We start from the raw sequence: 1,716 nt of genomic DNA, 5'->3' as shown, positions 1-1,716 counted from the left end.
TCTACGAAGCGCTTCAAGGCGTGAGGGAAGCGTTAGAGGCCCGCCTCCAGCGCGCGGTTCTGGCCGCGGCCGAAGGGCGGGCCTCCCGGTACCGTGCCTATCCGGCGTTCCTTTACGACGCCGGCGCCCTGTGGCGGGCTGCGGAGGCTGCTCTGGACAGGCGCCGGGACACGGGCGGCTTCCGCCAGGAGCGCGGCACTGACATGAGCTCCTCGTTGGCCTCCATCAGTTGATCGACGGTGACGCGGTTTCTTGGCTCCAGCGCCCGGTCAGCCGGGTTGTCCTCCCAGCCGACTTCGAGCTGGCGGTCCAGGTACTCTTCCCGGCGGTGCTCCTCGTCCTGGATCACGTGCCGGAAGGACCCGTCGGCCATGGCCCCGCCCCCTCTCCGAACAACTGGCGCCCGCGGGCGCACGATGCGGATGCGTTAAAGGGGTGCTGCCCGGCGGGCGCAAAACCATTCTACCCGGCCAGGCCTGAAGGGGCAAGTTAAGCAGGGTCAAAGAGAGGGGTCTTTGGGAATGGGCACTTTGCCGCAGGCGGAGATCGGCATCTTCGGCGGCTCCGGCTTTTACAGCATCGCCGACAGGGTGGAGGAGGTCTGGGTAGAGACGCCCTACGGCCCTCCGAGCGACCGGGTCGCCATCCTGACCGTCGGTGACCGGCGTGTCGTGTTTTTGCCCCGCCACGGCCGGGATCACCGCTACCCGCCGCACCGCATCAATTACCGCGCCAATCTGTGGGCCATGAAGGAATTGGGCGTCAAGCGGGTCATCGGCCCCTGTGCGGCCGGCAGCTTGCAGCCGGACATCCCGCCCGGCACGTTCGTCATCTGCGACCAGTTCGTCAACCGCACGTGGGGGCGGGCCGATACATTCTTCGACGGGCCCGTCACCACCCACGTCAGCGCCGCCGATCCCTACTGCCCGGAACTGCGCCGGGTCGCGATCCGCACGTGTGAGCGGCTCGGCATCGCCCACCGGGGCGAGGGCACCGTGGTGGTGGTCCAAGGGCCACGCTTCTCGACGAGGGCCGAGAGCCGGGAGTTCCGGCAGCACGGGTGGCACGTCATCAACATGACGCAGTACCCCGAGGTGATGCTGGCACGGGAACTGGGCATGTGCTACCTCAACATCTCGCTGATCACGGACTATGACGTGGGTCTCGAGGGCGAACCGGACGTCAAGCCGGTGACGCACCAGGAGGTGCTGCGGGTCTTCCAGAGCAACCTCGAACGCCTTCGGACGCTGCTCTGGGAGCTGATCCCGGCCATCCCCGCGCAGAGGGCTTGCGCCTGCGCGCGGGCGGTCGACGAGGCCCGCGGCCACTGATGCATAAGGGGTGCCAAAACGGGCAAGCTACGCCCACAACCCCCCAAACCCCACCGGAAAGGCGCCGGGTGCCAGTATCGGCCCCGGTGTCTTTCCGTTTTCCAGGCAGGGGGCACGGCATAGCCCACGAATAGCGAGCCCCGGAGGTGGGGCTCACGGCCGAGCCGGTACTGCCTGACGCCACCGAGATCGAGCGGATCCTGCGCGCAATTCTCGACGCGTTGGAAGAGGGTTACCGCCGCATCTCGGAACTCGCCCGGGCGGTACGGGCCGAGTACGACCGCGGCCGCGCGGCCCTGGAACAGGTGAAGACCGAGGCCCTGCGCTGCATCGAGCAGGTGGACGAGCTGGCGGCCAAGAGCCGGGTCGCCCGCTACGACCTCTT

Annotated in this window: 3 protein-coding genes; 2 read left to right on the top strand and 1 reads right to left on the bottom strand. The window is 68.1% G+C overall.

Annotated features, from left to right (window positions below; genetic code table 11):
• Window positions 1–112: 112 nt before the first annotated feature.
• Window positions 113–373: a hypothetical protein gene (locus AB1609_23120; GenBank protein ID MEW6049327.1), complete on the bottom strand. Its 261-nt coding sequence runs from the start codon at window positions 371–373 to the stop codon at window positions 113–115.
• 148 nt (window positions 374–521) lie between these two features.
• Between AB1609_23120 and AB1609_23115 the strand changes: the two genes are divergently transcribed.
• Both AB1609_23115 and AB1609_23110 read left to right on the top strand, forming a co-directional pair.
• Window positions 522–1,331: an S-methyl-5'-thioadenosine phosphorylase gene (locus AB1609_23115; protein ID MEW6049326.1), complete on the top strand. Its 810-nt coding sequence runs from the start codon at window positions 522–524 to the stop codon at window positions 1,329–1,331.
• Window positions 1,332–1,477: 146 nt separating this feature from the next.
• On the top strand, window positions 1,478–1,716 hold a 239-nt coding region (locus tag AB1609_23110; protein ID MEW6049325.1), incomplete at its 3' end, for a hypothetical protein.

The organism is Bacillota bacterium, from assembly GCA_040754675.1.
Classification (GTDB): Bacteria; Bacillota; Limnochordia; order Limnochordales; family Geochordaceae; genus Geochorda.
Note: the sequence above shows the minus strand (reverse complement) of the source record. Positions and strands in the feature narration are given on the sequence as shown.

Bases quoted from the DNA above. Each gene is read 5' to 3' on its own strand.
- AB1609_23115 (MEW6049326.1), top strand. From the start codon at position 522: ATGGGCACTTTGCCGCAGGCGGAGATCGGCATCTTCGGCGGCTCCGGC.
- AB1609_23120 (MEW6049327.1), bottom strand. From the start codon at position 373: ATGGCCGACGGGTCCTTCCGGCACGTGATCCAGGACGAGGAGCACCGC.